Genomic DNA, 26204 nt, shown 5'->3' on the forward strand with positions numbered 1-26204 from the left:
CCGATTCATACGGCGGGTGCACAATTGATTGAGCAGGTCGGTTGGCCAAAACGCATCGCCGCTCCATGCGTTCGGTTAACCAGTTCTCAAGAGACTTGGTTAACGTAAACTTGATTTTGTTGACTCTTTTTTAGTGCAAGCCGATTCTGCGGCTGGGGTTTGAAGGCTTGGCCGCGGTTGGGGCTGAAGCGCAAACTGGCGGCGGGTAGTTGTATGAGCAGCGGCGGCGGTATGGGGTCGGCGAGTCGACCTGAGAGCGGCCTGACGGTATCGAAGGCGAATATCGCTTTGTCGCGGGACATGCGCTTCCGTCGCAGGAGCCTGCGGATCATTTGCACGGGGCTGTTGTCCTGGCTGCTTTTGGGTATCTACCGCAGCGCGATCGTTGATCCGCAAACGACGTTTCCAGGCCTTTTGGGGGCCATCCCCAAGGGATTGGCATCAAGCTACTACGACCTGATTGTCGTTACGTCCCTGACCGTGGCGGCTCTGATTGTGCTTTTCCTGGCAAAGGCCAGCCGCATCGGTTCCGTCGTCGTCGTCTTCCTCTTCTATCTCGCCATCCTGATTTCGCTGGGCTGGGGATTTGCCAACATCAATCTCGTCAAGATGCTGGGCGAACCGTTCACCTTCCAGTGGCTGGTCTATGGCGACTTCCTGCAGAATGCCGATGCCAGGAACGCGATGGGCGACGCGCTCAACATAAAGGACTTCGCGACCCTTTCCGGGTCCGTCGTTCTGGTGCTCATCCTTGGCTATGCCGCGGCCAGTTTGTGCCAGCGGCTGAGCGCCGCTGGCTGCGGGGCCTTTCTGGGCGTGCTCGTTGTGTGTGTCGGCGCGGCCCTCGTCGGCACCGGGTACCACGTGCGGGCGGAGGCGCTGCCGGCGGCCAAGATCGACAATCCGATCCTGTATTTTGTTGAATCGGCCGTGTTCAGTCCAACGCCGGTCGTGCTGGCAATGAATGCCAACACCAATGACCCGGATGTCGCGAGCGTCGGCGAGCGTCCGCCGGAGACGTCGGCCTTCAAGGCGCCGGCGCCAAACCCGATCAAGAACGTGCTGGTTTTCATGATGGAGTCGGTGCCGTCCAAATACATCGAGACGTATGGCGGCAAGTATCCGATCACACCAAATATCAAGAGTTACGCAAAGGATTCCATACGATTCGACAACATATATGCGCACGCTCCTTCCACGCACTACTCGGTATTTTCTCTGCTCACCTCGATGTATAACGATATTTCATACTATGGCATGACCACCAGGTATCCTTATCTGCCTCTGGACACCATCTCCAACACCCTGTCCAAGAACAATTTCCGCACAGGGTTTTTCTGGAGCGCGGATTCCCGATTCCAAAGGGTCGATGAGTTTCTGCTCAACAAGGGACTGGATGTGATCCAGGACTACCGGGGACAGAAATGTGGCACCCCGACCTTCAAGCTCAGCTCCGAGCAGTGGAAGAACATGGACTACAACAGCGATCTTTGCACGGCGCAGTCGATCATCGACTGGATGAACAAGGACGCGGAAAAACCCTTCTTCGGCATAATGTTCACGGCGATGACCCACTATCCTTACATCACCGACAGCCCGATGTTTTCGAAGATGGTGCCTTCCTCCGATGGCAACGCGCTGGTCCACTACTCGGATGACCAGAAATTCAATGCCTATCTCAACGCCCTGAAGGTCGGCGATACGGCGCTTGGCGAGATCCTTGAATCGCTCAAGCAGTCCGGCAAGCTCGATTCGACCCTCGTGGTCATATTGGGCGATCATGGCGAGGCGTTCGGGGAGCATGGCGACTACATCCATGCCAGCGCGATCTACGAGGAAAACATCCACATCCCGCTCATCATGATCAACAAGTATCTGTTTCATGACGAGGTTGCGCACCCGGTCGGCGGCATCATCGATATCGCCCCGACGATCTTCGACATACTCGGGCTTCCGCTGCCGAAGCAGTGGCAGGGGCGCAGCCTGTTCAGCGAGCAACGGCCAAACAAGACCTTCTTCTTCAATCCCTGGGCCGGGTTCCTGTTCGGCTATCGCGAGAATGATCGAAAGGTCATCTTCAACGCTACCACCGGCAAGGTCGAGGAATACGACCTCAAGGCCGATTCCGGTGAACGAACCAACCTCTTCAAGGTCGATACCGGCGACCGAAACGCGCTGCTGCAGCCCATCGCCGGATGGGTGCAATCGCAGAGGCAGCGCGTGGCCGACCTGGTGGCCGCAGCGGCGAAAGACACAGGACGCTGCACCATCACCAGCCTGGAGGTCGACGCTGCCGGAATAAATCTCCAGGGCGCGCCTCGGTTCGACGTCCTGGTCGACGGAAAGACCGTCGCCGAGATCGACGTCCCGGGCAAGGAAAGCGCCGCATCGACGCCTCAAGCCGCCGTGGCGGAGCTCATGCAGGCGTCAACCGAGGCCCAGCCGTTCCACATCGATCTCAGCAGCGTGCCGAATCCGAAGACGATCGAGCTTCGCTATGTCAACGACCTGTGGGCCGGAGAGGGCAAGCCAGGCGATCGCAACCTGTTCATCAAGAGCATCAAGGTCAACGGTCAGCTGGTGCCAAACGCCAGGCTGCATGTCGACGAGCAGTCTCATGGCTACACCGACGACAACGGGACCGCCATGTACAGCAACGGCTCGCTATGGGTTAGCGGCCCCTTCGTCGAGGGATGTGTATGAAGCGCCGCGTGCCTTAAGCGGGTCGCTTCGTTTCCCCATTCCAGATGCGCGGCATTGGACGACGCCGGCGATGCGTCGAGAGCACCGTCGTCCTTGATCTACGGCCCGACAGATACTGTTAGCCATCCCGGTGATGCATGCCGCCCAAAAGCATGCCCTCGGGCTTGACCCGAGGGTGCGCAGCTTTTGGGATAAAGGCATGCATGAAGACAAAGACAAGCGCGTTGACGCGCTTTGGTTTCAAGCGCTGTCGTCGGGGCTCTCCACGATTTCCAGGCCCCAGCCGGTGAGCCGTATCAAAGGCTCGCTGAGAAGCCCTCACCCACCTCAGCGAGCCCACGTCCCGACACACTACCAGCTTTGCGAGCTGGTATTGCTTTCCGATGCATTTGACATGCCTGCGCAGTTGACCGGCGGCGCTTCGCCGTCGGCATCGGAATTGTGGACGCGGCGGCCGCCAGTCCGAAGAATGGGGCGGCCGTCCTGACGATCGTGTCGATGTCGGAAAGTTCCGGCATGAAATCAAGATGTTCGCGTGCGCTAGCCGGGTCGGCGTAGAGCTCTGCCGGGTCTCCCGGGCGCCGGGGCCTGAAGACCGCCGGAACCGATTTTGACGTCATCCGGGTGACCGCCTGGAGGATCTCCTTGATGGACACCCCGCGTCCGGTGCCGAGATTGACCGACAGGCTTTCGCCACCCGCTTCCAGATGTATGAGGGCTTTCAGATGCGCGCGCGCCAGATCGCTGACATGGATGTAGTCGCGCACGCAGGTGCCATCAGACGTGTCGTAGTCCGTGCCGAAAACCTCGATCTCGTCGATGATGCCGGATGCGGCCATGAGCACTCGCGGGATCAGGTGCGTTTCAGGCGAGTGCCACTCACCGAGCTCACCGTCGGGATCGGCGCCACAGGCGTTGAAATAGCGCAGGATCGCATATTTCATTCCGTAGGCGCAGGCATAGTCCCTGACGATCTGCTCGCCCATCAGCTTGGTCCGGCCATAGGGGCTGATTGGATTTTGCGCCGAGGTCTCGCGAATGGGCAGTGTTTCGGGCACGCCGTATGTCGCGCAGCTGCTTGAAAAGATGATGTTTTCGATCGAGTTCGCGCGCGCCGCATCAAGCACCGCGATGGTACCCGACACGTTGATCGAATAGTAGTCTGCGGGCTCATGAACGGACTCGCCGACATAGGCCAGCGCTGCAAAGTGGATTATCGCTTTCGGCTGATACGTCCTGATCGCCTGCTGCAGCGCCTTCCTGTCCCGAATATCGCCGACCACAAGCGGCCCCCAGGCAACGGATTTCTCGTTGCCGCGGCTCAGATCGTCGAAAACAACGGGCAGGTAGCCGGCGGCTGACAACTGCTTGCAGGTGTGGCTGCCGATGTAACCGGCCCCACCAGTCACCAGGATTGCCGGGCGGTTCATTTACATCGCAGCCCCTTTGACGGGCCGGCGCGCGTAGAGCAGGGCGTCAAAATACGCCGCGGTATGCGCAAGCCCCTGGCTCAGGCTGATTTTTGGCTCCCAACCGAGATTGTCCCTGGCGAAGGAGATGTCCGGCTTGCGCTGTTTGGGATCGTCGACGGGCAGCGGCCGATGCACGATCTTCGACCGCGAGTTCGTGTATTCGATCACCTGTGTCGCCAGCTCCATGATGGTGAATTCGGCAGGGTTGCCGAGATTGACCGGGTGCTGCGGCGCCCTCGGTGCATTCATCAGCCGGATGAAGCCTTCGATCAGGTCGTCGGCATAGCAGAATGAGCGTGTCTGCTGGCCGCTGCCGTAGACGGTCAGGTCGTCACCGTGCAAAGCCTGGACGATGAAGTTCGACACGACGCGGCCATCGTCTGGCTGCATGCGGCGGCCATAGGTGTTGAAAATCCGAGCGACGCGGATATCGAGGCCGAACATTCTCGAATAGTCGAAGAACAGCGTCTCGGCCGACCGCTTGCCCTCGTCATAGCAGGAACGCGGACCATGCGGGTTGACGTTGCCGAAGTAACCCTCCGGCTGCGGATGCACCAGGGGGTCGCCATAGACCTCGGACGTCGAAGCCTGAAATATCTTGGCATTGTTGCGCCGCGCGAGTTCCAGCAGGTTCAGCGAACCAATCACGCTTGTCTTGAACGTATGGATCGGATCTGCCTGGTAATGCGGCGGGGAGGCCGGGCAGGCGAGGTTGTAGATTTCATCGACCTGAAGATCCGAAGGCAATGCATCGACAATGTCGTGCTTGATGCACGTAAAGCGCGGATTGCGCAGGATGGCATTGAGATTGTATCTTTTGCCGGTGTGGAAATTGTCCAGCACGACAACGTCGTATCCATCCAGCAAAAGACGTTCGCACAGATGCGAACCCAGAAATCCTGCCCCACCGGCAACCAGGGCGCGGCCCCGATTGGTGTTGGCGCCCCTTCGGCGGTTCCCGGACTCGAGTTTCAGAACGTTGACAGTTCTACCCATATTCCACCCCATCGCCCTAACGCACTGAGCACGCTACCGCCCGGACCGGACATAGCGTTGCCCGGCCACGTCCTTGCGGACGTCGCAAACCCTCCGCTCCTGCGGAATCGTCACTCCTGATGTCTGTTGATTGCTTTCTGAGTTCGCTGGTCGACGCTATGCGGCTTATTGGCTGCCGTTCAGCATTCGATCACGCCCCGAAATCGCGGTTACGCGTCTGGTGCCACCATCGCCCATTGCTCGCCCAAATTGCACATCCCAACGTATTAAAAATATACCTGTGGAAAACATAGTCAACTAAATTAGCGAATCCTTAACCGTAATCGTTGGAGAGTGGTTAATCATGAGGTCGGCAGCGTCTGCCGCTGAAGTCCGAGGGTTGGTCGCGCAATTGTAAATATACCAATAGAAAATACGAATGTTTATGGGATTTTGCGATGGTAGAAGCCGGTGATATAGAAAAATAATCTTAGATTAGGAGTGAGATACGTCAGTCAAATATCAGTGAATGTCCTACATGATGCATATTATATTTAAAAATGCTCCAATTTTTAAAACACCGAAAACAGCGTAACACCGCGCTTCCTCCATAAATTCTTAGAAAACAATGCGATCGGCGCCCGAAACGGCTCGGGCTAAAAATGTTCGCGGCATTGCCAATGTAGGGGTTTAGGTTCACCCCATCGGTTGGAGAAGGCGCGTTCGTGCTCTTTATTGCTCGACCTATATCAAGATTATCCACATAAAAGTCAATGATTATAGGGAAATTTAACAGTACGGACGCGTAATTAATAGAATTTTGCGGCTGATTACAGTTGCGATAAAACTCATGTGACTGTGAAATTATGCATGAGGGTCGGTATCGAAGGCATTTCGGATTGAAATATGTGCCATCGTGCTTCTCGTGGACTTTTGGATTCGAAATCCATCGGGCACAATATGCCCCTCAATAGTCAAAGTCGTGGAACGGTCCTGGCCCCCATCCATTTATGTAGCAAATTTCTAATTTAGCGATTGCTTTTGAGCGCATAGGTAGAAATCCGTCAGTGTTGCGACGCAGCCATGACGCCGATGAGTTGGACGGCGGGTAACTCGCTTTGGCCGAATCCGCACAATCACTCCTTTGGTGATTATGCTTTGTCTTGGACAGACGAGGCCCGCGGCGCAGGGCCATCGCCTTTTGATCCCTAGAGCGCTATTGGCAAGCTGGTCGAACACTCGGGTGATCCTCAATGCGCTTTCTGTTTGTCCTGATCCTGCTTGCCGGCGCCGGCATCGGCATCGTCTATCCCTGGGCGATGAGCAATTTCTCCGGCCATGAGATCGGCACATGGCGGGTCTACGAGCAGGGCCGCTTCAAGCCGGTGACGGTGCCTCTGGCCGGGCGTGACGCGCCGGTGCGCGTGCTGGTCGATCTCACCGCAAAAGCCGAGCGCATTGTTTCGCAGCAGCGCACGGTGCTGACGCTGACCGCCGCGACAGGTGGCAAGACGGTGCTGGCCTCGACGCTGCAGTTCAACCATGCCGACAATCCGCGCCAGGTCAGCCCGCAACTGCCCGACAAGATTTTTCGCGACGAGGCCGGCGTGATCGCTGCCGTCAGCCCCGGCCCCTACATCTTCACCGTCGGTCCGGGCGACGCCGACGGCATCGAGATGCGGGCGGCGGATCTCGTGCTGCGCTCAGGTGCCGGCGCGATCGACAGCAGAGCCCGGCCGGTCGGCTTCTCGCTGATGGCCGCTGGCCTGATCGGGCTGTTGCTGGCCAGGCGCTTTCGTGGTGGCGGTGGTGGCCGGCCGGAAAATCCAAACTCGCAGCCGCCACCGCCGCGGTGGGGCAGGGGCGCCACTTGAATTACCGCCACGCCTATCACGCCGGAAATTTTGCCGATGTCGTCAAGCATGTCGTGCTGGTGCGGCTGCTCGATTATCTGAAGCAGAAGGACAAGGCGTTTCGCGTCATCGACACCCATGCCGGCATCGGCCGCTACGATTTGTCGTCGGTAGAAGCGCAGAAGACCGGCGAGTGGCAGGGCGGCATCGGAAGACTGATCGATGCCGCGCCCGGCGGTCCGGCGGCGACTCTTCTTGCGCCCTATCTCGATGCGGTGCGTTCGCTCAATCCCGAGGGCGGCGTCGAGAAATATCCCGGCTCGCCGCTGATCGCGCGCCACCTCATGCGCAAGCAGGACCGGCTGTCGGCGATCGAGCTGCACCCCAAGGACGTCACCAGGCTGAAGACGCTGTTCGCCGGCGATTTCCAGACCCGGGTGATCGAACTCGACGGCTGGCTGGCGCTCGGCGCGCATCTGCCGCCCAAGGAAAAGCGCGGCCTGGTGCTCATCGATCCGCCGTTCGAGGAGGAGGGCGAGTTCGAGCGCCTCGTCGACGGGCTGCAAAGAGCGCACAAACGCTGGCCGGGCGGCATCTATGCGCTGTGGTACCCGATCAAGGACCGCAAGGCGGTCATTGCCTTCAGGAAGGCGCTGAAGCAATCCGGCATCCCGAAGCTGCTCGACATCGAATTCGAGATCAGGCCGGCCTCGCGAGAGCCTAGCCTTGATGGCAGCGGCATGCTGGTGGTCAACCCGCCATTCACGCTGGAGGGTGAATTGCGAACCGTGCTGCCGGCCTTGCACAAATTGCTGGCCGTGGAAAAGCCGGCGCATTGGTCGCTGGAGTGGCTGGCCGGCGAGTAGCCACACAAGCGCCGGTTTTCACGCGCTGGCCGCTTTGACGGCTGGCGATGCCCGCGGCGACGACGCAAAGTCGCTAAAGATTTCGACAGCCGGGTGCCAACCGCAAATGCTCCGCAGAGCCAGGAAAGCTGCAGCCTCTTCGCTTTGAGCGAAGGCTGGCGGCAGGCGCGAAAAAGCCCGCCTTCCTGAGGGGTCGGGAAGGCGGGCTCTTTAACGACCCAAGTCTTTGGGTTCTCGGATCTGGACATCAACGCGCCGAAGCCATTCCGGTTCCATGCCGGAGGCGCGGGCCTGCCAAAAGCAATTGCGAACTGGAAACCATCATCAGTGCAACCGCTTGACCGCGCGTGAGCGAATCCGCACAGTGGACGCAATCGACCACAAGAGGCTGCCATGACTCGCTTCGCCAGATCCGCTCTTGCCGCACTCATCGCCCTTTGCACGCCGCTCGGTACCTCGCTTGGGCTCACCCAGGCGGTGCAGGCGGCGGACCTCGGCGTCTATTCCGACGATGACGACAGTGTCTGCGGCCAGGCCTGGGTGCTGAACAAGATCACGAGCCGCTTCTCCTACCAGGTGCATCACGTGCCGCATCTGCCCGATGTCGCGATCACCGATTTCCGCCGCATCCACCAGCATCGCTATCTGCCGGCCAACGACACCTGGCCGATCGGCCGCCGCTATTGCGGCGCCACCGTCAGCCTCTCCGACGGCCGCGCCCGCACCATCTGGTACCTGATCGAGGAAGGCCAGGGCTTTGCCTCGATCGGCGACAATGTCGAGTTCTGCGTCTCGGGCTTCGACCGCTGGATGGTCTACAACGGCCGCTGCCGCGTCCTGCGCTGACGCAGTCTTCCAACCACGAAATTTTCGTGCTGTTGCTCGGCAAGATGCCAACGCCGCCCCGGCGCTGCTGGTGACTGCGCTTGTTTGCGACAAGATCGACCCCGATAGACCGCCGTCTCACCGCTGCGTGGTTCTGTGCCGTTCGGCAAGGTAAGCGCAGATCAGTTCGACCAGCTGCTGTTGCAACTCGGGTGAGTCCAGCATGTCCCGTCGCGCTGCGTTGTGGATAACGCCCTCGACTGCGGAGGACAGCACGCGCGCGACGGTTTCAACATCGGCGTTCTTTCTCGGCTTGCGATAGACGGCGACGGCCGCTGCATAGTGACTGAGATAGCGCGACTGGAACGACGCATGGGCGGCCCTTGAGCCGCGGTCGCCCGGCGCCTCGTCAAGCAGCACCTGGTGCAATGTCGGGTGGATGCTGTGCGCCGCGATCATGCCACGTACCAGCTGCTGCGCGAATCTCTTGAGCGGCTTGTCCCCTTCGGCCGCCTCGGCAATGACCGACAGCACTTGATCGAAGTGACGGCGCCGGATTGCCTCGACCAAAGAAAGCTTGTCGGGGAAATACTGGTAGAGTGAGCCGATGCTGGCGCCGGCCGCCTCGGCCACCTTGTTGGTGGTGAAGCCGGCCCATCCGAGATCGCTCAGAACGTGAGCACCCGCCTCAATGATCGCCTCGACGGTCGCTCTGGAGCGCGCCTGGCGCGGCTCCTTGCGCATGCGCACGCGCGGCTTTGCAATGCGAGTAGACATGTCCGCTCCATCCCGCGAGAATATGGACAAGATACTCACATTCTCCGCAAAGGGATACCGATCATGAGTGCCCTGGTTTTGCTTCGCAGTCTCTTCGCCTATCAGACGTGGGCCAATGACGAGTTGCTGGAGAAGCTTGCGAAACTGGATCCGCATGCGCACGCCAAGGAGCGCCACGTCGCGACACGGCTTCTCAATCACAGCCACGTGGTGTCAAAAATATTCGCGGCGCATCTCACAGGCGCGCGCCACGGCTACAGCGCCGACAACACAGAGGAAACGCCGGCGCTCGACGCGCTGCGCACCGATGTCGCAGCGATGGATTGCTGGTACCTGGACTATCTTGAAGCCGTGTCGCCACGCCAATTGTCCGAATCCGTGCCGTTCATTTTCACCAATGAAGACAAGGGCTTGATGTCACGCCAGGAAATGCTGACCCATGTCGTTCTGCACGGCGGCTATCATCGCGGCGAGATCGGCCGCATCCTGGTTGGGCTTTCCCTCTCGCCGCCATGGGACACCTTCGCCGTCCATCTCCATCGGGCCGAGCCGGAGCGCCGGCTGCAAACGGTACGCGAGCCGCTCGGCGTCTGATCTCCAAGGAATATGAGCTCAAAGCTCACCTTCATCGTATGCCTCAAGATGATGCAACGACACGCCTGTCGTGTTGCTTTCGTCTTCGCGCTTGTTCGTCGCGACTGGACAAGACGAAGCGTGCGATCCGGCAACTCTTCATGATCTTTGCGAGCGGCTGCCGGTGTCTGCGGTCGACGCCGCTCGAAAAAATCCTGAGCGTGTCGACAAGATCAACCAAGATAGAGTGCGAAGAATTTCCGCCGCAGACTTCGTTGCGCGATCAAAGATTCAGCACGATCGCTTTGCGGTCGTAACCGAAACTTAATCTGCTAAAATCACTGTAATGCTTCGCTGGCTAGACACGCGCGAGTCAGATATGCATTGACGCGCCGGGTCATTAACGGCCATCGGCACAACTAAAGGGGCATCGCATGGCTAAGCAGTTATCCAAAGCGCCGGCGTCCAAGGCACCGGCAAAGAAAGCACCTGTAAAAGCAGTAGCGGCGAAGGCTGCGACTGCAGTGAAGAAAGCAGCGCCCGCTGCCAAGCCGAAGGCCGCGGCGGCCAAGGCAAAAGCAGCACCGGCCAAGAAGCCGGCTGCAAAGGCTGCGGCAAAACCTGCAGTGAAGAAGGCAGCACCGGCCAAGAAGCCGGCTGCGAAGGCTGCACCGGCAAAGAAGCCGGCTGCGAAGGCAGCGGCGAAACCAGCAGCGAAGAAAGCAGCACCTGCCAAGAAGCCGGCCGCGAAGGCTGCACCGGCAAAGGCAGCGGCAGCGAAGTCTTCGGCACCGGTGAAGAAAGCAGCGCCGGCGGCCAAGAAGGCAGCGCCCGCGAAGGCCGGCAAGAAGTAAGCGCGTTTCTTCCCTCGCCGGGGGACAGTGCCAAGCAGTCAAGGGCGGTGCCGGACAGGCGCTCCGCTCGCTGGTCGGCTTGGTATTCGGAAGGCGAGAACAGAGGCGGACGGAGGATATCTTTTCGCAGCTCCCAGGACTTCGCCGTCAGGCGAAGTCCGGTGGGGTTTTTTTTGTTTTCGCTGCAATGCCGAGGCCTGTCCGGTCCTAAAAAAACATCGCCAATTTCTGGCGGCTGGGTTTTTCGCTTCTGGCCATTGCTCGGCTGTGCCTGATCGGTCAACACTGCCCCATCGGCAAACAGGAACCCGACCATGCCTAAGCTGCTCTACGCGTCGTCCTCTCCCTACAGTTCCAAAGTACGCATGGCGGCAGCCTATGCCGGCATCGCCATCGATCTCGTGCCGCTCAGGACCGAGGACAAGCCAGCCGAACTGATGGCCGCCAATCCGCTCGGCAAGATTCCGGTGCTGGTGCTCGAGGACGGCCGCTCGATCCACGACAGCCGTGCCATCACCCAGCATCTCAACCGTGTGTCGAAGAGTGCGCTGTTTCCGCGCAATGCCGACAAGCGCCTTGAGGCGGAGGTGCTGGAGGCGCTGGCCGACGGCATCTGCGATTGCGCGCTGTCGATGGTCTATGAGCGGCGCGTGCGTCCGGAAGATGTGGTCTACCAGCCCTGGCTGGACAAGCAGTGGTCGAAGATTACGGCGGCCCTTGATCTGCTCAACGCCAATCCGCCGAAACTGCCCAAGAAGATCACCGCCGGCCAGATGGCGCTGCGCGCCTGCCTTGGCTATCTATCGCTGCGCTTTGCCGGAAAATGGGAAAAGGGCCGCGGCCGGCTGACACGCTGGGCGGCGCGCTTCGACGAGAAGTTTCCGGAGCTGAAGCCGGCGGTACCGGCGTAGTCACTCCTCCTTCTCCCACAAGAACGGGAGAAGGCGCTGCCGCAGGCTACACTCTCACTTCCTTGTTGATCCCCCGCCTGCTTCCGTGCTTGCCTGACGCCACGCAAATCGCACACAGGTGGCGAACATGCCGAAATCAGCCAGCACAGCGGACCCCATGGTCGAGCGCCTGCGTGCCGCCCTTGGCCAGCGCGCCTTCACCGAACAGAAGATGTTCGGCGGCACCTGCTTCATGTTCAACGGCAACATGCTGATCGGCACCTCGAAGCGCGGACTGCTGGTGCGTGTCGGCAAGGCGGCGCATGAGGCGGCCGTCGCGCGTCCGCACGCCCGCCCGATGGAGATGGGCGGACGGGCGATGGAAGGCTATGTCCATGTCGCGCCGGAGGGCACCGCGACCGAAGCCGATCTCGCCGGCTGGCTTGATCGCGCGTTGGCTTTCGTCGAGACGCTGCCGCCGAAATCGAAACCCACCAAGGTCGCAAAGCGACGCGCTTGAGGCGATCGCGCTGGCTATCCTGCGCCGGTCGATGTTGCAGCCCGGCTCTGAGGCGCAGCCGGCGGGAGGTCGCAATGGCATTTCTAACCGGACATTGTATGTGCTGGGCAGTCGCCTGGACATATTCCGGGCAACTCACACGCAACCTGGTCTGTCACTGCGCCGATTGCCAGCGCGCCACGTCCGCCCCTTTCACGGCCTTCCTGGGGATGAGGCCGGAGCATCTGACCTGGACAGGGGACATCGTGCATTACGAGAGCAGCCCCAACACATTTCGCGGTTTCTGCCCGTCCTGCGGCTCAAGGCTCTATTTCCGCTCCGACAGATGGCCCACCGAGATTCATGTTCACGCCGCCACGATGAGCAGCCCGGGCGAGTATCGGCCGGATGCGCAGGTCTTCATGCCGTCGAAGGTGGGATGGCTCGACCAGCTGCCGTCGATTGCGACCCATGACGGTTTCCAGCAAAAGCCGTCGATCCACCCAGACAGCTTGTGACCCCGGATGATGTCGCGACATGCAGGAAACCGGCCACAAAAAAAGCCGGGCGCGAGGCCCGGCTTTTTCGTGTCGTGGCTAGAACGACTTAGAACTTCATACCGACGCCGAAGGTGACGCGGTTGTCGGTCGACTTTACGTTGCCGATAGCGCCGAAGTCCTTGTCGCCGTAATCGGTGTAGCGATACTCGACACGGCCGAACACATTGTCGGTGATCTTGATGTCGGTACCAACACCGGCCGTCCAGCCAAGCATGGTGTTGCTCTCGCTGACGCCGGCGCCTTCGATCTTCTGGTTCTTTAGGGCACCGCCACCGGTGCCGTAGACCAGGATTTCCGGGGTCACGGCATAACCGAGACGGGCGCGCAGCGAGCCTTCGACGCCGCCCTTGGCTTCAAGGCCGCCACTGTCGCCCTTGACGCCGTTGTAGCCGATATCGGCTTCCGCACCGTAGACGAAGTTCTCCTGCTGCCACTGGTAGCCACCAAAGACACCGCCGACGAAACCCTTGGTACCGATATCGGGGCCGCCATCGACATCGGCATGGCCAGCGAAGCCATAGCCAACGTTGAGACCGGCATAGGGGCCGGCCCAGGAGGCGACTGGAAGCTCCGCGATCGGAGCGGGTGCCGGCGGCTCTTCCGAAACGACGTCCGCGGCATAGGCAGTTCCACTGAGGGCGAAGAGCCCGAGCGCTACCGCAAGTGGTCGCGCAAATTTAAGATTGGCTTGCATTGTTCTTTACTCCTTAAGCCACAGGACACAGGCTTGTTTGTCATGAGCGCCATCGACCCGTCCGGGGGGTGAAACGGATCTGGCGTTCAACAGTTCCAAATGTCGTGTCAAAATGCGGCTGAAGCGAACCTGAACTTGGGTCATTCCCCGGCACGAATGAGGCTGAACCTTGACGTTGCATCTTCGCAACAGCGAGATGTCAGCAAGCTTGTCATGCTGCGCTGCACACGGCTTGGTGCAAGGGGTCCAGCGCCCTATATTGCGGTTCGGCCCATCCCGAGTCTTGGCAGGCTCGGAGAGCCGATAGGGCCGTTCGCCACAATCCCGCCCCAGGTGGAAACGGCATTTAACCCCTGGCGGGCCATATTTGCCGGCGCACCGGAATCGAGACCGCAATTTGAGGATTGACAGATGAATGAAGCGGCCGGGACCGCACTGGTAACGGGCGGCGCCAAGCGGATCGGCAAGGCGATCGTCGAAGACCTTGCCGCGCATGGTTTTGCCGTCGCCGTCCACGCCAACAATTCGCTGACCGAGGCCGACGCTCTAGCCGCCCGCATCAGGGAGGCCGGCGGCCGCGCTGCCGCACTTGCCGCCGACCTCACTGATATGGACGCCGTCGCCGATCTGGTCGGCCGCGCCGGGGCAGCACTCGGCCCGGTCACGCTTTTGGTCAACAACGCCTCGCTGTTCGTCGACGACAGTGTTCAGGATTTCGACTGGCAGGCCTGGGATCGCCACTTCGCCGTCCATATCAAGGCGCCGGCGCTGCTGGCGCAGGCCTTCGCCCGCGCCCTGCCGGAGGGGCAGGAGGGGCTGATCGTCAACATCATCGACCAGCGAGTCTGGCGGCTGACCCCGCGCTATTTCTCCTACGCGCTGTCGAAGTCGACGCTGTGGACGGCGACGCAGATGATGGCGCAGGCGCTGGGTCCGCGCATCCGCGTCAACGCCATTGGCCCCGGCCCGACCTTGAAGAACACCCGCCAGGACGACGACGATTTTGCCGCGCAGGTCGATGGCCTGATCCTGAAACGTGCGCCGGACCTGTCGGAATTCGGCGCCACCATCCGCTATTTGTGGGCGGCCCGCTCGGTCACCGGCCAGATGATCGCGCTCGATGGCGGCCAGCATCTTGCGTGGCAGACGCCGGATGTGACAGGCATGACGGAATGAGTCCCGTAGAGCAGAAACACAAGCGCGGCGGCGGCGCCGACGACCTGCCCCCCGAAATCGACCTCGAGGACGAGGCGGCGGAAGAGATCGTCACGCCGGCCGGCCCGGACGTCGCCTTCACGGCAATAGACTGGACGCCGCATGCCGGTGACGCCGACGGCATGGTCGGCGCCGAGGTCATCCAGACGCTGGTCAAGCGGCTGCCCAACGCACCCGGCGTCTACCGCATGATGAACGCTGCCGGCGACGTGCTCTATGTCGGCAAGGCGCGCAGCCTGAAGAAGCGCGTGACCAATTACGCGCAAGGCCGGTTCCACACCAGCCGTATCGGCCGCATGGTGCGCGAGACCTCGACGATGGAATTCGTCGTCACCCGCACAGAGATCGAAGCGCTGCTGCTCGAAGCCAATCTTATCAAGCGCTTGCGGCCAAGATTCAATGTACTGATGCGGGACGACAAGTCGTTCCCCTATATCCTTTTGACCGGCGATCATGTCTCGCCCGGCATTTATAAGCATCGCGGCGCGCGCTCGCGCAAGGGCGACTATTTCGGCCCCTTCGCCTCGGCCGGCGCCGTCGGCCGCACCATCAATTCGTTGCAGCGCGCCTTCCTCTTGAGGAGCTGCACCAACTCCTTCTACGAGAACCGCACGCGGCCGTGCCTGCTCTATCAGATCAAGCGCTGCGCCGGTCCGTGCACCGGTGAGATCTCGCACAGCGACTATGCCGAGCTGGTCGGCGAGGCCAAGGATTTTCTGTCGGGCCGCAGCCAGAAGGTGAAGACGGAAATCTCATCCGCCATGCAGCTGGCCTCGGAAAGCCTCGATTTCGAACGCGCCGCCATCTATCGCGACCGGCTGGCGGCATTGTCGCATGTGCAGAGCCACCAGGGCATCAACCCGGCGACCGTCGACGAGGCCGATGTCTTTGCCATTCATCAGGAAGGCGGCCAGGTCTGCATCCAGGTGTTCTTCTTCCGCACCGGCCAGAACTGGGGTAACCGCGCTTACTTCCCCAAGGCCGATCCGGCGCTGGAGGCGGCGGAAGTGCTGGGCTCGTTCCTGGCCCAGTTCTATGACGACAAGCCGACGCCGCGCGCCATCCTGTTGTCGCATGGAGTCGAGGATCAGGAGCTTTTGGCCGAGGCGCTCTCCACCCGGGCCGGCCGCAAGGTGGCGATCTCGGTGCCGCAGCGCGGCGAGAAGAAGGATCTGACCGACAACGCGCTGCAGAATGCCCGCGAGGCGCTTGGCCGCCGGCTGGCCGAAACCTCGACGCAAGGGCGGCTGCTCGCCGGCTTTGCCGAGACCTTCGGCCTGGCAAAGCCGCCGGTGCGCATCGAGGTCTACGACAACTCGCACATTATGGGCACCAATGCGGTCGGCGCCATGGTTGTGGCCGGGCCGGAAGGTTTCGTGAAGAACCAGTACCGGAAGTTCAACATCCGCTCGACCGAGATCACCCCGGGCGACGATTTCGGCATGATGCGCGAGGTGATGGAGCGGCGCTTTTCGCGACTGCTGAAGGAACATGGCGATGTTGCGCCCGACGCTGCGGTTGCGGCGGAAGCAGGCGACGACATTGAAGACGACATTTCCGGCAGTTTCCCGGCCTGGCCCGACGTTATCCTGATCGATGGCGGCCAGGGCCAGATGTCGGCGGTGCGCAAAATCCTCGCCGATCTCGGCATCGAGGACCGCGTAGTGGCGATCGGCATTGCCAAGGGCCAGGACCGCGATGCCGGCCGCGAGCGCTTCTTCGTCCGGGGCAGGGACTCGTTCTCGCTCCCGGTGCGTGATCCCGTGCTCTATTTCGTCCAGCGGCTGCGCGACGAGGTCCACCGCTTTGCCATCGGCTCGCACCGGGCGCGGCGCAAGAAGGAGATGGTCAAGAGCCCGCTCGACGAGATCAGCGGCATCGGTCCCGGCCGCAAGCGCGCGCTGCTGTTGCATTTCGGCACCGCCAAGGCGGTCAGCCGCGCCGCGATGGAGGATCTGATGGTGGTCGACGGCATTTCCGAGCAGGTGGCCAAGCTGGTCTACAATCATTTTCATGAAAGTTGATGGCTTTAGGCGGTATATTCAGCTGGCTAGTCGAATCTGGCCTGTTGACCCCCCACATTCGCTTCTGATTTGAGTACGCAGGAAGAAAGAGTCCCCCCGCACATGGCCAAGCGCGCGTTCAACCTGCCCAACATGCTCACCTACGCCCGCATCATCGCGGTGCCGCTGGTCGTGCTGTGCTTTTTTCTCGAAGGGCATCTGAAGTCGAGCGACTTTGCCCGCTGGTCGGCGTTGATCATCTTCCTGCTGGCCTCGATCACCGATTATCTCGATGGTTATCTGGCGCGCGCCTGGCAGCAGACCTCGAACATCGGCAAGATGCTCGACCCGATCGCCGACAAACTGCTGGTCGCCACATGCCTGTTGCTGCTGGCGGCCGACACCGACCGCCATGCCGGCATCGCCGGCTGGTCGCTGTGGGCGGCGATCATCATTCTGTGCCGCGAAATCCTGGTTTCGGGCCTGCGCGAATATCTGGCGGCATTGAAGGTCTCGGTGCCGGTGACGCAGCTGGCAAAATGGAAGACCGCCATCCAGATGGTCGCCATCGCCTTCCTGCTGGCCGGACCGGCCGGCGACAAGATTTTCCCGCTGACCACCCAGACCGGTCTGGTGCTGCTGTGGATCGCGGCTCTGGTCACGCTCTACACCGGATATGATTACTTCCGTGCCGGCCTCAAGCACATCATGGACGAGTGAGATGACGAAGCTCATCTATTTCGCCTGGGTGCGCGAGCGGATCGGCAAGCCGGAAGAGGATGTCGACCTGCCCGCCGGCATCGAGACGGTCGCCGACCTGTTGCGCTGGCTGAAATCGCGGGGCGAGGAATACGAGCACGCACTGCAGTATCCCGATGTGATCCGTGTCGCCATCAACCAGGAACATGTCGAGCACCGCGAAAAGATATCAGGCGCGCGCGAGATCGCATTGTTCCCGCCGATGACCGGTGGCTGACATGCCATCCCCGGTGGTGCCTGTCGTGCGCATCCAGGCGCAGGATTTCGACATCGCCGCCGAGATCGCCAGGCTGACCGCCGGCCGCGCCGATATCGGCGCCGTGGTAACTTTTTCGGGCCTCTGCCGCGACGAGCAGGGCGCGCTGTCTGCACTCGAACTCGAACACTATCCCGGCATGGCCGAGGCCGAAATCACCCGCATCGCCGCGGAAGCGATTGAGCGTTGGCCGCTGCAGGGGCTCACCGCCATCCATCGCCACGGCAAGATAGCGCCCGGCGAAAACATCGTGCTGGTGGTGGCCGCTTCGGCGCACCGGCAGGCGGCATTCGAAGCGGCAAATTTCCTGATGGATTATTTGAAATCGCGCGCACCGTTCTGGAAGAAGGAACATCGTGCCGACGGCTCCGAAGGCGCCTGGGTCGACGCCAAGGAAACCGACGACAAGGCGGCGCGCCGCTGGAAACAGCCGCCGTCCGAATAATATCGCGCCGCAGTCATGCATTGACCGCAATCCTTTGGCCAAATCTCGTTCGGCCCAAATCAGATTTGGCAAGGGGAGCAAGGTCATGCTGGACAGGATTGCCGAGTTCTTCATATTCGGCTTCGTGCCTCTGGTCGTCGGCGTGCTTGCAGTGCCGGATCTGTCGGCCGCTGCCGAGAAGACCCTGAAGGGCGAGGTGACGTATCGCGAACGCATCGCGCTGCCGCCCAATGCCGTGCTGTCCGTGCAGCTTGCCGATATGTCGCTGGCTGATGCGCCGGCTGTGGTCATCGGCGAGCGCAAGGTGACGCAGGCCGGGCAGGTGCCGATCAAGTTCGAGATCAGCTTCGACCCGGCAGTGATCCGGCCTGAGATGACCTATGCGCTGCAGGCGCGCATCACCGCCGACGACAGGCTGATGTTCATCACCGATGTCAGCTATCAGGTCGACCCGCTGAGCGATGCGCCGCAGGCCATCGTGTTGAAAATGGTCGCGCCTCGCGACACGGCGACGGCGGTGATCGGGCAGAGCTGGCTGGTCGAATATATTGACGGCATCGGCGTCATCGCCGAGCCGCAGGCGACGTTCAGGATCAGCGAGGCCGGCAAGGCCGGCGGCAGCGGCCCGTGCAATGTCTATTTCGCCACCGCCAAAGTCGATGGTTCGACCATCGCCATCAGCGACATCGGCTCGACCTTCAAGGCCTGTGCGCCGGAGATCATGGCCGAGGAAAAGGCGCTGTTCGAGGCGCTCGCCAAGGCCGCGTCATACCATGTCGACGACGGCAAATTGACCATCGCCGACAAGGACGGCCGCGATATCTTGCGCTTCAACGCAGCGAGCTAGGATGTGCTGATCTTCAGGTGATGCCGGCCTGCCGGTTTCCGGAAGACACTCAAGTCGTCGTTTTTTCGAACACCGCGCTGTAGTGATAAGGCGGCACGTCGACCAGTTCGGCAAACTTGAGGCCGCCCGCTTCGACGGCCGCGATGGTCTGTTGCGGGGATAGTCTCAACTCGGTCCTCGGTCCGCGCGGCTCGCCCAGCACCACAGTTTTCTCGCGCGGCCGCTGGTGCCAGTTGACGATGGCGAAACGGCCGGCCGGGCCAAGCACCGCGCGCACTGCGCGCGCCAGCCGTGGCCGATCCGGAACGCCATGAAAGGCGTTGGCGAGGAAGACGAAGTCGGCGGGGCGAGGCGCCAGCCGGGCAAGCTCATAGGCATCGCCGGCGATGAAATCGCAATTCGTCGCGCCGCTATCGGCCAGCCGGCGCCGGGCGGCTCCGAGCAGATCGGCATCGATGTCGACGGCGATGACATGACGAGCCACCCTGGCGATCGGCAGCGTGAACCAACCGTCGCCACAGCAGAGGTCGACTACGACCATGCCCGGCTTGATCCCCGTTGCCGCGAGCACGCCCGCCGGGTCGGGCCATAGCGCTTCCCACCAGCCGCTGTTTGGCATCTCGGTGCCCTGGAAGAAGCCGGGAATGGTGCTGGTCATGCTCGGCTCGGCTCCACTATCGGCAATGCCCTGACCCTAACCTTAGCGCACCTGTAGCCGGCCGAGGAGCCCGTAGGCTACCCGCCAACGAAAGGCCGGCGTTGCGCCGGCCTTTGTTGATCAGATGTGGAACCTGTCGGCTCAGCCGACGATCTCGGTGTCCGAGAACCAGTATTTGATCTCTTCGGCGGCGGTCTCCGGCGCGTCCGAGCCGTGCACGGAATTTTCGCCGATCGACAGCGCATGCACCTTGCGGATGGTGCCTTCGGCGGCGTTGGCCGGGTTGGTGGCGCCCATCACTTCGCGGTTGCGGGCAATGGCGTTCTCGCCTTCCAGCACCTGGACGATGGTCGGCGCCGACGACATGAACTCTACCAGCTCGCCGAAGAACGGACGATCTTTGTGGACGGCATAAAAACCTTCGGCTTCGCGGCGGCTCATCCACACCCGGCGTGAGGCGATGACGCGCAGGCCGGCCGCTTCCAGCATCTGGGTGATGGCGCCGGTGAGATTGCGCCGGGTCGCGTCCGGCTTGATCATGGAAAAGGTGCGTTCGAGCGCCATGGGGTCGTCCTTGTTCAAGAGAATGGAATTGAGGGTGGCGGGCTCTATACAAGCCGCCCGGCCCATTGCCAAGTGGAGCATGTGACGCGGGTCAGCGCGTAATCACCATCGAGGGCCGTCGGAACTCCCAGCCTTCCCGCTCCAGTGTCGGCGTGATGTGCTCCTCCGAGGGATAACCGACGCAGAAATAGCCGATCAGCGTCCATTGCGGCGGCGCGTCGAGGATCGTCGCCATCTCGACCGGGTCGAGAATCGACACCCAACCCATGCCTATGCCTTCGGCGCGCGCCGCCAGCCACAGCGTATGGACCGCCATCACCACCGAATATTCGATGGTCGCCGGCATCGTCAGGCGGCCGAGCCCATGCCCTTGTTCCGTTGTGCGGTCGGCGAAAACCGCAAACTGACAAGGCGCCTCGTTCAGGCCGGCGAGTTTGAGCCGGGCATACAGAGCGGCGCGCTCGCCGCAGAACGATGATAGCGCTTCCGCATTGCAGCGTTCAAAGCACGCTTTGACGGCGTCACGGCAATTGGCACTCTCGACCACGACAAACCGCCAGGGCTGGCTGAGCCCGACGGACGGCGCGATGCTCGCAAGGTCGAGCAGCCGCTCCAGCGCCCCTTCGGGCAGCGGCGTCGGCCTGAATCGCCTGACATCCCGGCGCCACCGGAAGAGGTTGATGAGCTCCGCGCGAAAATCGTCGCGGAATTCCGGGCCTGACGTCATGGCGTCGCGCTGCCTTGTTTCGATTGCCCGGTCACGGGATTTTTTTGTCTTCTTTGCCCCGGATCAGGGCGATGGTGAGGCGTTTGAAACGACGCTTGTGCATCCACATTGTCGCATTTCGTTGGCGATTGGCGAAAACCTGCGAGATCCGCGTGCCGTCCTAGGCGGCGGCAGCCACCTTGCGGCCGAGCCTGCCGTGCAAGTCGAGGCAGCGTTCGAACCACTGTGCCACGACATCGCCGTCGTCGAGTAACCGGTAGGGCGTCGCGATCCGCGCCCATTGCAGCGCACCGAAGACGATGTAGTCGGCAAACAGCGGTGATGGACCGCCGATGAATGGCTGATAGGTAAGCATCGAGCGCAGCGGCTCCAGCGAAGTCCGAAAAGCCCCAAGTCCGGCGTCGCGGGCGGCCATCACCTCTTCCAGCCGCTTGCCGAAGCGCTGCTCGCGATTCTGCCGGAAATAGGCGGCATTCGCCTCGTCCTGCATGGCGTGAAGATCCATGATCGCGGCGGTGGTGACATAGGGATGGATGGTCAGCTGCGACCAGCGCTCGATGAAGCGCGCCGCAGCCTTGCCGCCGTCGCCGCAAAACAATGTCGGCCGTTCAGGATAGGTCTCCTCGAGATAGAGCGCGATGGCGAAGGAATCGGCGACCACATGATCGCCGTCGCGGATCACCGGAACGAGCTTCGAGACGCCGCCTTCGACGGCAGGCACTTCGAGAAAGCGCGTCGGCACGCTGGAGATGTCGAGCCCCTTGTGGGCGAGCGCCATCGCCGCCTTCCAGCAATGCGGGCTGAAGGGACGCGCGGCATCGCGTCCAACGAGTTCATAGAGCAGAATGGTCATTGGCGTGGTCGCCCCTCGGGTTTAGGTAGGCTCGGGATTCGATGCGAGGCTGGTGAAAAGATGAAACAGCATTTCATGATGTTTGCGGCCTACAATCAATGGGCCAATGGCCGCATCTACGATGCCGCCGGCGACCTCAACGACGAAGAATTCAACCGCAATGTCGGCGCCTTCTTCAGCTCGATGATGGGCACGCTCAATCATCTGCTCACCGCCGACCGCATCTGGATGAAACGCTTCACTGGCGAAGGCGACGCACCGGCCAGCCTCGACGCGATCATGCACCGCGCCTTGCCCGTATTGCGGATGGCGAGGGAGTCCGAAGACAGGCGGATCATCGACTGGGTCGTTGGCCTCAGTGACAAGGCGCTGTCCGGCCGCTTCACCTACATGACCGTCTCAGACATGCGCACCGTCTCGCAGCGGCTGGCGCCGGCGCTGGCTCACGTCTTCAACCATCAGACCCATCATCGTGGCCAGGCGCACGCGATCCTGACGATCCTGGGCCGCCCTTCGGTGCCGCTCGACCTGATGCTGTTCCAGCGCACCGAAGAAGGGCGCGTCTACGCCTGACGTTGGTATACGCGCCGCTGCCATCCTGAATTCCACAAGAGAGCAGCCGCTGGCATTGGCGCCTGTCTCTCCGGCCTGGCGGCAGCTGGTTTTCTCTCAAACGCCTGACCATGCGGCTCCGGCTTCGCCAAGGGGCGGCAACCAGTGGGCGCAAGGGCGTCCTCACCCCGCACATTTGGTTTTCGCAAGTATCTGGACCCGGTCGTCGGCATTTCGGACAGGTTCGTGGGCCTGTTTGGCCGGATATTCTTCCCGAGCGCCGAACAGCGGCCCGCAGTGCCCGATTTAACGTGCAGTTTTTGTTGTAGGATTCGATAAAATTTAAATCTTTAAGAAAAATCATATTTTTTTTTAGAACAACTATGAAACAGTTGAGAACTAAGTTCGATAGGTCAAAATAAAATTAAGAAACTTAAAGGACTTCCCGTACGTATCATAAGGTGCACAAGCAAAGAGGCGGGGCTTGATTCCAGTCTGTTGCAGTGCAGCAAATAGAAGGACAACACAGGAGAGTGTCATGGTAGATATCACCAAGAAAATCGCTAGAACACTGGCGCATGGTGCGATTATCGTTATTCTTGCCGTGCCTGCCAACGCCCAAAGTATTGGCATTGGTGGCGTCGGCAGCGCTTCCGTTGGCAATAGCGGAGCCAGCGCGAATGTGGGCGGCGCCAACGGTGCCAACGCCAGTGTGTCGTTGGGTGGTAGCCGCACCAGTGCCAACGCTTCGATCGGCGGCGCTGGCGGCGCAGATGCGAACGCCACCATTGGTGGCGGCGGTGCCACGGCATCCATCGGCACAAACGGCACCACTGCCAACGTAACCATTGGTACCAACAATGGCGTCAATGTCGGCGTCGGCGTCGGTATCGGCGGAACACCCGGCACTCCTGGGACTCCCGGTGGTCTCCCCGGCGTCGTCGCCGACATGTCCAGCACCGAGATCGCACGCATGAAGAAGCGCTGCGTCGACGTGCTCGCCAGCGAAGGCACCTATGATCGCGACCTGCGCCAGCTCTGCCTGCTGATCTCGCGCCGCTAGCGCATGAAGGTGCTGCACCCGGCGCGTCCAGAGCGGACGCGCCGCACTGTAGGGCCGGTTAACTCCGGCAGAAGTGTCGAACCAGCCGGGAGGCTTCGACGGCACACTCCTGGCCTCCGGCCAGTCGGAAAGCCCGCCACCCAGGTGGCGGGCTTTTTGCTGCAGGCGCGGGCTGCGCAGGCGCATCCCTACCCTTTGACGCGCGGTTAACCACATTCGAGTTGGAAGCAGGGCCTTAGGACTTCGTTTGCCTTGCCGCTGCAAAATGGCTGACGTAGCGGGAGTAACGGCATGCGGATCGATTTGTCCCCAACGAGCTGGGGCAGGGTCATAGCTGTATCCATCGCCGGCACGGCGGTTTGCATTGCCGCGGCCTTCTTCGTCGACTCCTTCAATTTTCCGTCTTTGTCGCCTGAGGCGTTGCGCTGGGCAAAGCTGACCGATTTGCTGCTGCCGCTGGTGCTGGGGGGATCGTTCTTCTTTTTCCTGATGCACAAGATGCGCCAGCTGGCCATCGCTCAAAGGGAATTGAGCATTGTCGCGGCGACCGACAGCCTGACGGCGGTGTTCAACCGCGGCGCGTTTTCCATGCTTGTCGAGGCTTATCTCGACCAGGCCAGCAGCCATTCCGTCGTCAATGCCGGCGCCTTGTTGATCGTCGACGCCGACCATTTCAAGACCATCAACGATCGCCTCGGCCACGATTGCGGCGATCAGGCGCTGAAGCTGATCGCCAAGACGATCCAGGGGCAACTGCGCGGTGCCGATATCGTCGGACGAATTGGCGGCGAGGAATTCGCGGTTTTCCTTCCCGGCGCCGACTCCTCGCAGTCATGGCTGGTCGCCGAGGGCATACGGCGGCGAATCCGCGAAGCCGAGTTCGCCCCGGGCGGGCGGCCTTGCCCGCTTTCGGTAAGCATTGGCGGCATCGCCTTCAGCGGCCCCACCACCTATGCCGAAATGTTTCTGGTGGCGGACAGACATCTCTACAAGGCCAAGTCGAACGGCCGCGACCAGGTCAGCTTTGAAACAGCAGGGTCGCGCAGCCAGCAGGCCGGCGACCCGACAGTGATCCACTAGACGGCTAGCTTGGCGAAGCTGCGGTTGGGATCGGCCTGGCCAGCGGGTTCCACGTCCGAGCCATCAGCTCAACGGGCTCACACCGATGTTCGGGAGTGTAAATGGCAGCCTGGAACTCAGTCCTGTTCAGCATGGCTCATTCCAATCGTGACGAAGGTTTGGCGTACGCCCTGCGGTCGCCTCTCGAACACGACGACGCTGTCGTAGACGGTGATAGAGGCTGTCGATCGGGTGAAGGTGGAAACAGGGATCGCACCCCTCGTATGCGGCGCGTTCATCTCATCGAACTTGTCCTTGACGAATTCAATGAACGTTCCGACCCGCTTCAAGCCACCTTCGTATTCATCCCAATACGCAGTATGAAGATCCTCGACCAGGTAGACCCCATGAGGGGCGACCCTGTCATACAACAGCTCGAAGCTCTTCATCACATGCCGCATGATGTGGCTTCCGTCGTCGATGACAATATCGAAGGCATCGTATCTGTCGGCGATCTGACTGATCAGCGCCGGATCATCCTGGCTGCCAATGAATATCTCGATCCCGTCTTCCTCATGCGCTTTGCAGGCCGGATCGATATCGATGCCGACCACGCGAGCACCGTGGCCGAAATAAGCCTTCCACATCTGAAGGGAGCCGCCACCGAACACGCCTATCTCAAGGATCGTTGGGGCTCTACCTCTGAAGCGCTCGAAATGACGCTCGTAGATGTCGAAATAATGGAACCACTTGTGAAGCCGCTTTCCCCCGTTGTTGAGATAGTACCTGTGCAGAAATCCGTCACCCGGCATCCGAATTCATCTCCACACCAAGATTGCGCCAGCGCGTTCAAACATCGATACGTTTATTCGGCGGGTAAACGATTTCGAGATGTCGGCCATGCGTGCCCTAGGCCGTTTTCTGAATGACTGCCATGTTTGTAATGATGGTAATTTTTTCGATTGGCAGAACCTTGGGTGTGCGCGTCGCGACATCGCGCTGCACATGGTCGATCAACTGCTTGACCATGCCGACCAGGCCATTGGTGTGGCTCGGAAAGTTGGTGATTGAAGGGTCTGCATCGACCATCGGCGGCTCTCTGAAGTCCTGACCGTCATCGAACACGCCGGTCAGGAACGACGTGCCGATGTCCTCGATGACGTAGTGGCCTCCGGGCCTGACATGCGGGAACAGGTGGTTGAAACTCCGCTTTGTGACCCTGGCGATGTGGGAACAGTCGTCCACGACCAGATCAAGCGGGCCGCCTGCGGCGTGCAGGGCGGCGTCGAGTGTGGCAGGGTCGTCTTGCAGCCCGCTGATGAAATGAATTCTCTTTTCTCCGGATATCGCCGCCGGCGGAGCCTTCGCACTGTCGAGGCCGACAATGGTGGCGTTGGGAGCGTAGTCGCGCCAGATCAGCATCGACGCTCCCGAGAAAACCCCTAGCTCAAGGATGCGCAGGGGCTGGATTCGCCTGTCAGCGATGATGCGCTCGTATTCAGCGAAGTACGACAGTGCCTTGCGCGTTCCATCGTTGCTGTAATGTTTCGTCGCCAGCGCATCCATGGTGGAGCCAAGAGGCGGCCCGCCTGAATCTGGCGCCGCGCTACTGACTGGCCACTTGAAAAACTGGTTCAGCATTGTCCAATCCCGCGCTGAAAG

Annotated in this window: 28 protein-coding genes; 17 read left to right on the forward strand and 11 right to left on the reverse strand. The window is 61.1% G+C overall.

The window, feature by feature from the left end; genetic code table 11:
* Positions 1-345: 345 nt before the first annotated feature.
* Positions 346-2703: a sulfatase-like hydrolase/transferase gene (locus tag AC1DVW_RS01665; protein ID WP_477320819.1), complete on the forward strand. Its 2358-nt coding sequence runs from the start codon at positions 346-348 to the stop codon at positions 2701-2703.
* Positions 2704-2999: 296 nt separating this feature from the next.
* Here the strand turns inward: AC1DVW_RS01665 and galE are convergent, their stop codons facing one another.
* Complete coding sequence (galE, locus tag AC1DVW_RS01670; protein ID WP_477320820.1) at positions 3000-4133, reverse strand: UDP-glucose 4-epimerase GalE; 1134 nt, start codon at positions 4131-4133, stop codon at positions 3000-3002.
* On the reverse strand, positions 4134-5171 hold the full coding sequence (locus AC1DVW_RS01675; protein WP_477320821.1) for a UDP-glucuronic acid decarboxylase family protein: 1038 nt from the start codon (positions 5169-5171) through the stop codon (positions 4134-4136). It abuts the gene before it with no gap.
* A 1232-nt stretch (positions 5172-6403) separates the two neighbouring features.
* Between AC1DVW_RS01675 and AC1DVW_RS01680 the strand changes: the two genes are divergently transcribed.
* The 3 genes from AC1DVW_RS01680 (at position 6404) to AC1DVW_RS01690 (ending at position 8715) form a co-directional block, all read left to right on the forward strand.
* Positions 6404-7024 (forward strand): hypothetical protein, encoded by a 621-nt coding sequence (locus AC1DVW_RS01680; protein ID WP_477320822.1) that lies wholly within the window; start codon positions 6404-6406, stop codon positions 7022-7024.
* On the forward strand, positions 7021-7869 hold the full coding sequence (locus tag AC1DVW_RS01685) for a 23S rRNA (adenine(2030)-N(6))-methyltransferase RlmJ (RefSeq protein ID WP_477248242.1): 849 nt from the start codon (positions 7021-7023) through the stop codon (positions 7867-7869). The genes AC1DVW_RS01680 and AC1DVW_RS01685 overlap by 4 nt, the downstream gene beginning before the upstream one ends.
* Before the next feature lie 393 nt (positions 7870-8262).
* Positions 8263-8715: a hypothetical protein gene (locus tag AC1DVW_RS01690; protein ID WP_477272291.1), complete on the forward strand. Its 453-nt coding sequence runs from the start codon at positions 8263-8265 to the stop codon at positions 8713-8715.
* Positions 8716-8832: 117 nt separating this feature from the next.
* Here AC1DVW_RS01690 and AC1DVW_RS01695 read toward each other — a convergent pair whose 3' ends face one another.
* Positions 8833-9438: a TetR/AcrR family transcriptional regulator gene (locus AC1DVW_RS01695; RefSeq protein WP_477321559.1), complete on the reverse strand. Its 606-nt coding sequence runs from the start codon at positions 9436-9438 to the stop codon at positions 8833-8835.
* Positions 9439-9534: 96 nt separating this feature from the next.
* Between AC1DVW_RS01695 and AC1DVW_RS01700 the strand changes: the two genes are divergently transcribed.
* Complete coding sequence (locus AC1DVW_RS01700; protein ID WP_477320823.1) at positions 9535-10065, forward strand: DinB family protein; 531 nt, start codon at positions 9535-9537, stop codon at positions 10063-10065.
* A gap of 379 nt (positions 10066-10444) precedes the next feature.
* On the opposite strand, the gene AC1DVW_RS01705 is transcribed toward AC1DVW_RS01700, so the two are convergent.
* Positions 10445-10864, reverse strand: coding sequence for a hypothetical protein (locus tag AC1DVW_RS01705; protein ID WP_477320824.1), 420 nt, complete (start codon positions 10862-10864; stop codon positions 10445-10447).
* Between the two features lie 348 nt (positions 10865-11212).
* Here AC1DVW_RS01705 and AC1DVW_RS01710 point away from each other — a divergent pair, with 348 nt between their 5' ends.
* The 3 genes from AC1DVW_RS01710 to AC1DVW_RS01720 all read left to right on the forward strand — a co-directional run bounded on the left by AC1DVW_RS01710 (position 11213) and on the right by AC1DVW_RS01720 (position 12805).
* Positions 11213-11809: a glutathione S-transferase family protein gene (locus AC1DVW_RS01710; protein ID WP_477320825.1), complete on the forward strand. Its 597-nt coding sequence runs from the start codon at positions 11213-11215 to the stop codon at positions 11807-11809.
* A gap of 127 nt (positions 11810-11936) precedes the next feature.
* Positions 11937-12308, forward strand: coding sequence for a TfoX/Sxy family protein (locus tag AC1DVW_RS01715; protein ID WP_477272297.1), 372 nt, complete (start codon positions 11937-11939; stop codon positions 12306-12308).
* Between the two features lie 74 nt (positions 12309-12382).
* Positions 12383-12805: a GFA family protein gene (locus AC1DVW_RS01720; protein ID WP_477320826.1), complete on the forward strand. Its 423-nt coding sequence runs from the start codon at positions 12383-12385 to the stop codon at positions 12803-12805.
* A gap of 88 nt (positions 12806-12893) precedes the next feature.
* Here AC1DVW_RS01720 and AC1DVW_RS01725 read toward each other — a convergent pair whose 3' ends face one another.
* Entirely contained in the window at positions 12894-13541 is a 648-nt protein-coding gene (locus tag AC1DVW_RS01725; RefSeq protein WP_477320827.1) for an outer membrane protein, read from the reverse strand.
* Between the two features lie 411 nt (positions 13542-13952).
* Here AC1DVW_RS01725 and AC1DVW_RS01730 point away from each other — a divergent pair, with 411 nt between their 5' ends.
* The 6 genes from AC1DVW_RS01730 to AC1DVW_RS01755 all read left to right on the forward strand — a co-directional run bounded on the left by AC1DVW_RS01730 (position 13953) and on the right by AC1DVW_RS01755 (position 19066).
* Positions 13953-14717 (forward strand): SDR family oxidoreductase, encoded by a 765-nt coding sequence (locus AC1DVW_RS01730; RefSeq protein WP_477320828.1) that lies wholly within the window; start codon positions 13953-13955, stop codon positions 14715-14717.
* A complete protein-coding gene (gene uvrC / locus AC1DVW_RS01735; protein WP_477320829.1) occupies positions 14714-16780 on the forward strand; it encodes an excinuclease ABC subunit UvrC in 2067 nt (688 codons plus the stop codon). Before AC1DVW_RS01730 ends, uvrC begins: the two co-directional genes overlap by 4 nt.
* A gap of 102 nt (positions 16781-16882) precedes the next feature.
* Positions 16883-17479, forward strand: a complete 597-nt coding sequence (pgsA, locus tag AC1DVW_RS01740; RefSeq protein ID WP_091577231.1) for a CDP-diacylglycerol--glycerol-3-phosphate 3-phosphatidyltransferase — start codon at positions 16883-16885, stop codon at positions 17477-17479.
* Position 17480: 1 nt separating this feature from the next.
* Positions 17481-17735 carry a molybdopterin converting factor subunit 1 gene (gene moaD, locus AC1DVW_RS01745; protein WP_477320830.1) on the forward strand — a complete coding sequence of 85 codons (255 nt, stop codon included), beginning with the start codon at positions 17481-17483 and terminating at the stop codon, positions 17733-17735.
* A gap of 1 nt (position 17736) precedes the next feature.
* The gene (locus AC1DVW_RS01750; RefSeq protein WP_477320831.1) at positions 17737-18219 is read left to right on the forward strand and encodes a molybdenum cofactor biosynthesis protein MoaE; all 483 of its coding nucleotides are present in this window, start codon (positions 17737-17739) and stop codon (positions 18217-18219) included.
* A gap of 85 nt (positions 18220-18304) precedes the next feature.
* Entirely contained in the window at positions 18305-19066 is a 762-nt protein-coding gene (locus AC1DVW_RS01755; RefSeq protein WP_477320832.1) for a YbaY family lipoprotein, read from the forward strand.
* Between the two features lie 49 nt (positions 19067-19115).
* Here the strand turns inward: AC1DVW_RS01755 and AC1DVW_RS01760 are convergent, their stop codons facing one another.
* From AC1DVW_RS01760 to AC1DVW_RS01775, 4 genes are all read right to left on the reverse strand, one after another.
* On the reverse strand, positions 19116-19724 hold the full coding sequence (locus tag AC1DVW_RS01760; protein ID WP_477320833.1) for a class I SAM-dependent methyltransferase: 609 nt from the start codon (positions 19722-19724) through the stop codon (positions 19116-19118).
* Between the two features lie 141 nt (positions 19725-19865).
* Positions 19866-20288: a nucleoside-diphosphate kinase gene (ndk, locus tag AC1DVW_RS01765; protein WP_477248214.1), complete on the reverse strand. Its 423-nt coding sequence runs from the start codon at positions 20286-20288 to the stop codon at positions 19866-19868.
* A 91-nt stretch (positions 20289-20379) separates the two neighbouring features.
* On the reverse strand, positions 20380-21015 hold the full coding sequence (gene bluB / locus AC1DVW_RS01770; protein WP_477320834.1) for a 5,6-dimethylbenzimidazole synthase: 636 nt from the start codon (positions 21013-21015) through the stop codon (positions 20380-20382).
* Positions 21016-21175: 160 nt separating this feature from the next.
* Entirely contained in the window at positions 21176-21868 is a 693-nt protein-coding gene (locus AC1DVW_RS01775) for a glutathione S-transferase family protein (protein WP_477248210.1), read from the reverse strand.
* Positions 21869-21928: 60 nt separating this feature from the next.
* Here AC1DVW_RS01775 and AC1DVW_RS01780 point away from each other — a divergent pair, with 60 nt between their 5' ends.
* From AC1DVW_RS01780 to AC1DVW_RS01790, 3 genes are all read left to right on the forward strand, one after another.
* A complete protein-coding gene (locus AC1DVW_RS01780) occupies positions 21929-22441 on the forward strand; it encodes a DinB family protein (RefSeq protein ID WP_477248208.1) in 513 nt (170 codons plus the stop codon).
* A 517-nt stretch (positions 22442-22958) separates the two neighbouring features.
* The gene (locus tag AC1DVW_RS01785) at positions 22959-23483 is read left to right on the forward strand and encodes a hypothetical protein (RefSeq protein ID WP_477320835.1); all 525 of its coding nucleotides are present in this window, start codon (positions 22959-22961) and stop codon (positions 23481-23483) included.
* 291 nt (positions 23484-23774) lie between these two features.
* The gene (locus tag AC1DVW_RS01790; protein WP_477320836.1) at positions 23775-24563 is read left to right on the forward strand and encodes a GGDEF domain-containing protein; all 789 of its coding nucleotides are present in this window, start codon (positions 23775-23777) and stop codon (positions 24561-24563) included.
* Positions 24564-24679: 116 nt separating this feature from the next.
* Here the strand turns inward: AC1DVW_RS01790 and AC1DVW_RS01795 are convergent, their stop codons facing one another.
* Together AC1DVW_RS01795 and AC1DVW_RS01800 are read right to left on the reverse strand one after the other, a co-directional pair.
* Complete coding sequence (locus AC1DVW_RS01795; protein ID WP_477320837.1) at positions 24680-25354, reverse strand: CmcI family methyltransferase; 675 nt, start codon at positions 25352-25354, stop codon at positions 24680-24682.
* A gap of 97 nt (positions 25355-25451) precedes the next feature.
* Entirely contained in the window at positions 25452-26183 is a 732-nt protein-coding gene (locus AC1DVW_RS01800; protein ID WP_477320838.1) for a class I SAM-dependent methyltransferase, read from the reverse strand.
* Positions 26184-26204 lie beyond the last annotated feature (21 nt).

This window comes from Mesorhizobium sp. P3_B5, from assembly GCF_056402815.1.

What these genes read in the sequence shown, in the direction of transcription:
- galE (WP_477320820.1), bottom strand. Translation starts at nt 4,133, where the DNA reads ATGAACCGCCCGGCAATCCTGGTGACTGGTGGGGCCGGTTACATCGGC.
- AC1DVW_RS01675 (WP_477320821.1), bottom strand. Translation starts at nt 5,171, where the DNA reads ATGGGTAGAACTGTCAACGTTCTGAAACTCGAGTCCGGGAACCGCCGA.
- AC1DVW_RS01680 (WP_477320822.1), top strand. Translation starts at nt 6,404, where the DNA reads ATGCGCTTTCTGTTTGTCCTGATCCTGCTTGCCGGCGCCGGCATCGGC.
- AC1DVW_RS01690 (WP_477272291.1), top strand. Translation starts at nt 8,263, where the DNA reads ATGACTCGCTTCGCCAGATCCGCTCTTGCCGCACTCATCGCCCTTTGC.
- AC1DVW_RS01695 (WP_477321559.1), bottom strand. Translation starts at nt 9,438, where the DNA reads ATGCGCAAGGAGCCGCGCCAGGCGCGCTCCAGAGCGACCGTCGAGGCG.
- AC1DVW_RS01700 (WP_477320823.1), top strand. Translation starts at nt 9,535, where the DNA reads ATGAGTGCCCTGGTTTTGCTTCGCAGTCTCTTCGCCTATCAGACGTGG.
- AC1DVW_RS01710 (WP_477320825.1), top strand. Translation starts at nt 11,213, where the DNA reads ATGCCTAAGCTGCTCTACGCGTCGTCCTCTCCCTACAGTTCCAAAGTA.
- AC1DVW_RS01715 (WP_477272297.1), top strand. Translation starts at nt 11,937, where the DNA reads ATGCCGAAATCAGCCAGCACAGCGGACCCCATGGTCGAGCGCCTGCGT.
- AC1DVW_RS01720 (WP_477320826.1), top strand. Translation starts at nt 12,383, where the DNA reads ATGGCATTTCTAACCGGACATTGTATGTGCTGGGCAGTCGCCTGGACA.
- AC1DVW_RS01725 (WP_477320827.1), bottom strand. Translation starts at nt 13,541, where the DNA reads ATGCAAGCCAATCTTAAATTTGCGCGACCACTTGCGGTAGCGCTCGGG.
- AC1DVW_RS01730 (WP_477320828.1), top strand. Translation starts at nt 13,953, where the DNA reads ATGAATGAAGCGGCCGGGACCGCACTGGTAACGGGCGGCGCCAAGCGG.
- uvrC (WP_477320829.1), top strand. Translation starts at nt 14,714, where the DNA reads ATGAGTCCCGTAGAGCAGAAACACAAGCGCGGCGGCGGCGCCGACGAC.
- pgsA (WP_091577231.1), top strand. Translation starts at nt 16,883, where the DNA reads ATGGCCAAGCGCGCGTTCAACCTGCCCAACATGCTCACCTACGCCCGC.
- moaD (WP_477320830.1), top strand. Translation starts at nt 17,481, where the DNA reads ATGACGAAGCTCATCTATTTCGCCTGGGTGCGCGAGCGGATCGGCAAG.
- AC1DVW_RS01750 (WP_477320831.1), top strand. Translation starts at nt 17,737, where the DNA reads ATGCCATCCCCGGTGGTGCCTGTCGTGCGCATCCAGGCGCAGGATTTC.
- AC1DVW_RS01755 (WP_477320832.1), top strand. Translation starts at nt 18,305, where the DNA reads ATGCTGGACAGGATTGCCGAGTTCTTCATATTCGGCTTCGTGCCTCTG.
- AC1DVW_RS01760 (WP_477320833.1), bottom strand. Translation starts at nt 19,724, where the DNA reads ATGACCAGCACCATTCCCGGCTTCTTCCAGGGCACCGAGATGCCAAAC.
- ndk (WP_477248214.1), bottom strand. Translation starts at nt 20,288, where the DNA reads ATGGCGCTCGAACGCACCTTTTCCATGATCAAGCCGGACGCGACCCGG.
- bluB (WP_477320834.1), bottom strand. Translation starts at nt 21,015, where the DNA reads ATGACGTCAGGCCCGGAATTCCGCGACGATTTTCGCGCGGAGCTCATC.
- AC1DVW_RS01775 (WP_477248210.1), bottom strand. Translation starts at nt 21,868, where the DNA reads ATGACCATTCTGCTCTATGAACTCGTTGGACGCGATGCCGCGCGTCCC.
- AC1DVW_RS01780 (WP_477248208.1), top strand. Translation starts at nt 21,929, where the DNA reads ATGAAACAGCATTTCATGATGTTTGCGGCCTACAATCAATGGGCCAAT.
- AC1DVW_RS01785 (WP_477320835.1), top strand. Translation starts at nt 22,959, where the DNA reads ATGGTAGATATCACCAAGAAAATCGCTAGAACACTGGCGCATGGTGCG.
- AC1DVW_RS01790 (WP_477320836.1), top strand. Translation starts at nt 23,775, where the DNA reads ATGCGGATCGATTTGTCCCCAACGAGCTGGGGCAGGGTCATAGCTGTA.
- AC1DVW_RS01795 (WP_477320837.1), bottom strand. Translation starts at nt 25,354, where the DNA reads ATGCCGGGTGACGGATTTCTGCACAGGTACTATCTCAACAACGGGGGA.
- AC1DVW_RS01800 (WP_477320838.1), bottom strand. Translation starts at nt 26,183, where the DNA reads ATGCTGAACCAGTTTTTCAAGTGGCCAGTCAGTAGCGCGGCGCCAGAT.